4 protein-coding genes are annotated in these 5,519 nt (G+C 67.0%); 1 reads left to right on the top strand and 3 read right to left on the bottom strand.

The features are described from left to right. The 3 genes from RMO04_RS01300 to RMO04_RS01290 all read right to left on the bottom strand — a co-directional run. Positions 1-1,556, bottom strand: a 1,556-nt coding sequence (locus RMO04_RS01300) for a calcium-binding protein (protein WP_309642991.1), incomplete at its 3' end; no start/stop codon positions are given. A 220-nt stretch (positions 1,557-1,776) separates the two neighbouring features. Beyond that, complete coding sequence (locus tag RMO04_RS01295) at positions 1,777-3,147, bottom strand: HlyD family type I secretion periplasmic adaptor subunit (protein WP_309642990.1); 1,371 nt, start codon at positions 3,145-3,147, stop codon at positions 1,777-1,779. Further along, a complete protein-coding gene (locus RMO04_RS01290; RefSeq protein ID WP_309642989.1) occupies positions 3,144-4,919 on the bottom strand; it encodes a type I secretion system permease/ATPase in 1,776 nt (591 codons plus the stop codon). Before RMO04_RS01290 ends, RMO04_RS01295 begins: the two co-directional genes overlap by 4 nt. Positions 4,920-5,081: 162 nt before the next feature. On the opposite strand from RMO04_RS01290, the gene RMO04_RS01285 reads away from it, so the two are divergent. Then, positions 5,082-5,519, top strand: a 438-nt coding sequence (locus RMO04_RS01285; protein WP_309642988.1) for a DUF6270 domain-containing protein, incomplete at its 3' end; no start/stop codon positions are given.

The following is a 5,519-nucleotide window of genomic DNA, read 5'->3' as shown; positions in this document are numbered from 1 at the left end:
CCGCCGGTCAGAGCCGAGTTACCGGCGCCGTCCGTGATCGCATCGCTGCCGTCACCACCCGTGAGGGTGCTGTTGCCAGCGCCGCCCGAGACGGTGTCGTCGCCAGCGCCCGCGTCGACCACGTTCGCGCCGTCGCCGGCCACGATCGTGTCATTGCCGTCGCCGCCGCCGAGGGTGTCAGCGCCCGTGCCGCCCGTGAGGCTGTCGGTGCCAGCGCCGCCAGCGTAGTTCGACGTCGCCGCCGCGCCACCGCTGAGGGTGTCGTTACCGTCACCACCGTTGACCGTGTCATTGGCCGCGGCCGTACCCGTGAACGAGTCGTTGCCAAGGCCGCCGTCGGCGGAGTTGTTGCCGATGCCACCGTCCATCACGTCGTTGCCGTCGCCGGCCGTGAGGGTGTCGTTGCCATCGTTGCCGCGCAGGTCGTCGTTGCCGAGACCACCGTCGACGTTGTCGTTGCCGAGACCGCCGTCGAGGATGTCGTTACCGTCAGCGCCGATCAGAGTGTCAGCGTCGGCGCCGCCGTTCAGGCTGTCGTTGCCCAGGTCGCCGCTGAGATAGTCAGCGCCGGCCGCGGCCGTCAGGGTGTCGTTGCCTTGACCGCCCAGCAGGGTGTCAACGTTGGCGCCGCCGGTGATTTGGTCATCGCCGATGTTGCCGTTCGACCAGTTCGTGCCGTCGCCGGTCGCGATCGTGTCGTTGCCTTGACCGCCGTAGAGCGAGTCATTGCCAGCGCCGGCGGTGATGCCGTCGTTGCCAAGGTTCCCGTTCACAGTGGCGTTGCCAGCGGTGACCGTGACCGTGTCGTCGCCGTCGCCGGCGAAGATGGTCGAGTTACCCGCGGTGTTGACGATGCTGTCGTTGCCTTCGCCGCCCGTGATCGAGTCGTTGCCGCTCAGGTTGGTCAGGCTGTCGTTGCCGGCCCCGCCGTCGACGGTGTCGTTGGCGGCACCGGTCGAAATGGTGTCGTCGCCGAGATCGCCGAAGATCAAGTCCGCGCCGTCGTCGGCGTTGATCGAGTCATTACCTTGGCCACCGTACAGGGTGTCCGTGGCCGTGCCGCCGCTTAGCGAGTCGTTCCCCAGGTTGCCCTGAGCGAAGTTCGCGCCGTTGCCGGTGGCGATGGTGTCGTTGTCGGCCCCACCGTACATGGTGTCGTTGCCGTCGTTGCCCTCAAGGCTGTCGTTGCCTTGGTTGCCCTGGATCGAGTCGTTGCCGGCGTTGCCGGTCAGCGAGTCGGTGCCAGCGCCGCCGTAGAGGCCGTCAGCCGTGCTGGCGCCCGCGGCGGTGTCGTTGGCGCCGGGATCGCCGATGTAGAGCGTCGAGGCGTCGACGAAGACAGTGCCGGCTTCGCCGTAGATGCCGGTGCCGAAGATGACCGTGCGGCCACCGTAAGTCAGATTAACCGTCGCGGGCGAAGCGCCCGACGCCGGCACGTAAACCACCTGAACCTGGGCGCCTGTGGCCCCGGCGGTGCTGAAGACGAGGGTGTCGGCGCCGGCGTTGTAAGCCGCCGCCTGTGCCACCGTAATCGTCTCGAAGAAATAGTTAGCCATGCTTCTCTCCAGTCTGTGTCACATGGACCCTGAAACGCCTGGCCACCATTTTCCCAAATGGAGCGGTCCCAGCGGTCCTTTCCGTTCGCCATAACATGGTCGTGGCGAAGGTTAAACGAGCCCGAGGAAGACGTATCGGAACCGTTGAAATTGCGCAACAGGTAAAACGGGGCGAAACCGTCGCAGGAACGGGGTTTGTCCTAGAGGGATTCACCCCTCGTTAATCTTCGCGCAATGCGTCGCGTATCGTGTCGGTCAGCGGACTGACCATGTAGGACATGACCGTGCGTTTTCCCGTTACGATCATGGCCTCGGCAGGCATGCCGGGGGTCAGTTTCACGCCTTTGGGCAGCTTGGTCAGCTCTTGTGGCGGAATACGCACATCCGCGCGGAAATAGCTCTCGCCATTCCGCTCGTCGGTCAGTTGGTCGGCCGAAACGTTGACCACGGTGGCCAGGACCGGCGGCACGCGCTGTGAGTTATAGGCGCTGAGGCGCACGCGGGCGGTCAAGCCGGGCTTCACGATGTCGGTGTCCTGCGGCTTGATTCGCACCGTCACGATCAGCGGCGCGTCGGCCGGAACCACGCTCATCAGACGCTCTCCCGGAGCCACGATCCCGCCCACCGTGAACTGGGTCAGGTCGAGCACGTAACCGTCCGCGGGCGAACGCACGACGGAGGCCTCCAGCATCTGTCGGGCCGCGGCGAGTTTCGGTCCGACGTCGGACAGCCCGGTCTGCATCTGGCGAAGCCCTTCGGCCGCCTGACTGACCCGCTCCTGGCGCTGGGTGTTGATCTGAAGGCGGGTCTCGCCGATCTGCTCGCGCAGTCGGGTGGTGTCGGCCACCAGCGCCCCGCGCCGTCCGGCGAGCTCGGCCAGGGTGCGCTGATAGCGCAGGATCAGGGTCTTGGGCGCATAGCCCTTCTCGTAGAGCGTCTGGTAGCCGGCCAGCTCTTCCTTGGTCAGGCGATCGCTCTCCTTGATCGCGTCGATCTGGGCCTGAACGCCGCCGATCTGGGTCTCCACCTGCTGCAGCCTCTGGCCCAGCACGTCGCCCTGGGTTTCGAAGAACTGCAGGCGGGTGGAGAACAGGAACTGCTGGTCGCGGATCAGGCCGGCCACCCGCGGATCGGCGGAGCGCGCCAGGAGCTCGGGCGGGAAGACCACGGTCCGCTGGTTGGTCGCCTCGGCCTGCAGCCGCGCGGTCTGGGCCAGCAGGCTGTCATACTGGTTCTGCAGCACGTCGACGCTGGCGCGGGGCTGCACGTCGTCGAAGCGCAGGAGGACCTGGTTCAGCTTCACCCGCTGGCCCTCGTGGGCCAGGATCGCGCGGACGGTGCCGCCCTGCAGGTGACGGACGGTCTTGCGATTGTCCTCGACACGCACGGTGCCGGGCGCGACCACGGCGCTGTCCAGCGGCGACAGGGCCGCCCAGATCGCCATGCCCACCACGAACACGCCCACCACGATCGAGCCCATGATGATGGGCTGCTGCACACGGCGCTGCAGGTTCGGATCCAGCGGCGCGAGATCGTTGCCGCTGAAGGCGGGGGTCACATAGGGTTTGACGGGACCGAGTTCGAACTTCACCGGCTGGCCTCGATCTTAGGGACCGCCGCGGGCTGCACCACGCGGGCCATGACTTGCTCCCGGGGGCCGAACAGCTCCACCCGACCGTCGCGCAGCAACAGCATCTTGTCGGCGCTGCGGAACACGCTGGGTTTGTGGGAGACAATCACGATCGTCGCGCCGCCGGCCTTCAGGCCATCCAGGGCGTTGACCAGCGCTTCCTCGCCTTCGGCGTCGAGGGCGGCGTTGGGTTCGTCCAGCACCAGGAGCCGGGGATTGCCCAGCACCGCGCGGGCCAGGCCCACCCGCTGGCGCTGACCGGCCGACAGCACGTGACCGGCCTCCCCCAGCTCGGTGTCATAGCCGTTGGGCAGGCGCAGGATGAGCTGGTGGACGCCGGCCACCTGGGCGGCCCAGATCACTGTCGCGTCCTCCACGTCGGTCCGGAAACGCGCGATGTTGTCGCGGATCGTGCCGGCGAACAGCTCGGTGTCCTGCGGCAGATAGCCGACGCTCTTGCCGAACTCGACACGGTCCCACGAGTAGACGTCGGCGCCGTCAAGACGCACCGCGCCGCTGTTGGCCTGCCAGATCCCGACGATCAGCCGGGCCAGCGACGACTTGCCGGCGCCCGACGGGCCGATGATCCCCAGCATCTCGCCGGGCTCGACCTTGAGGCTGATCCCTTGAAGGACGAAACGGTTGGCGCCCGGAGGCGCGAAATTGACACCCTCGATCGAGAGCTGGCCCAAGGGGGCGGGCAGCGATGTGGCCGGCGCCTGGGGCTTCCAGTCCTTGAACAGGGTCATGAGCCGCAGCAGCGCGCGATAGCCGTTGTTGAGGCCGTCCCACGACCCCACCAGCCGGTCGATCGGCTGCAGGGCGCGGGCGGCCAGAATCATGTTGGCGAACAGCAGGCCGGAATGAATCTCGCCCTTGACGACCAGAAAGGCGCCGATGGCGATGATCAGCACCTGGATCGCCTGCCGCGCGAACTTGCTGACGTTCGAAAGGCCGCTGGCGGCCTCGCTGGCGGCGGCGCTCCGCTCCATGGTCACGGAGCGGAAACCGGCCCACCGCTGGCCCAGCGGCTCGACCATCCCCATGGCCCGGACGACCTCGCCGTTGCGCAACGCCGCGTCGGTGAACGCGTAGCTGCGCAGAGCCGCCTCGTTGGCGTCGCGCAGCGCCGGTCGGGTGGCCCGATCCTGCAGGATGGTGATGCCGATCAGGACCACCGCGCCCAACAGAGTCACGACCCCGATCAGCGGGTCGATGACGAACAGCACGATGATGAAGACGGGCAGCCAGGGAAGGTCGAACAGACTGCCGAACGACGGACCGGTCAGCATCTGGCGGAAGGAGTCGAGGTCGCGCAGGGCCTGCGAACGCATGGCGGGATTGCCCCGTAGGACCCCGTCGAACAGAGCCGAAAACACTTTGCCGCTAACGCGTTGGTCCATGACCACGCCGAAATTGATCAGCACCTTGGCGCGGTAATCGTCGATCAGTCCCGAGACGATGAAGGCGCCCAGGACGGCGAAGGTGATGACCAGCAGGGTCGGCACGCTGTAGCTCGACATCACGCGTCCATAGATTTGGAACGTGTAGAGCGGCAGGGCCAGGTAAAGCAGGTTGGAGACCGCGCTGAATCCGAACGCGAACCACAGGGGCGTCTTCGCCTCCTTGATGGAGCGCGTCAGCGGATTGTCGGGCTTGCCAGCCAGCAGGTCGAGGATGTTCATGCGCGCCGGGCTGTTCCGTGGATGGTCGCGGTTGGACGCCGCGACCATCGGTGATTCTTATGAACCAAGTCCAAGGCGTACTGCGCCGAAAACGCGCGAGACATGCTTGGGGCTCCGCCCGATGTCAATGGCGCAACCCGACACGCCACTCTCCTGGCGCGTGTGCTAGGAAGCCGTGAGCGGGCGAAATTGGGGGCCCGGGGAGGCGCCTTGTCCAGGATCGCGATCATCGGCAGCTGCATAACGCGCGACTTGTGGCCGATCCTGGGCGAGACGCCGCGAGACCTGCTCTATATTTCCCGCACGAGCCTGGCGACGATGTTCGCCTCGCCGCCGGCTGGCGTGATGATCGCCGACACCCCGCCGGCCGGATTGCCGCCCCAGCCGCACGCGGCCCTGGTCGCCGACCTTCGCAAGACCGCCCTGGCGGCGCTTGTCGCGCACAGGCCGACGCACATCGTCTTCGACTTCATCGACGAGCGCTTCGACCTGCTCAACGCAGGCGGCGGTCTGGCCGCGCACACCTGGGAACTGGATGTCAGCGGCTACCTGGACCAAGCCGCATTCGCCTCGGCCGGTCGGATCGGGCGCATGACTCCGGCCTGCGAGCGGCTCTGGACCCGGGGCGCCGAGGAGATGACCGCCTTC

This window comes from Phenylobacterium sp., assembly GCF_031412415.1.
GTDB lineage: Bacteria > Pseudomonadota > Alphaproteobacteria > Caulobacterales > Caulobacteraceae > Phenylobacterium.
This window is presented reverse-complemented; position numbering and strand designations above follow the sequence as displayed.

Bases quoted from the DNA above. Each gene is read 5' to 3' on its own strand.
- RMO04_RS01290 (WP_309642989.1), bottom strand. From the start codon at position 4,919: ATGGTCGCGGCGTCCAACCGCGACCATCCACGGAACAGCCCGGCGCGC.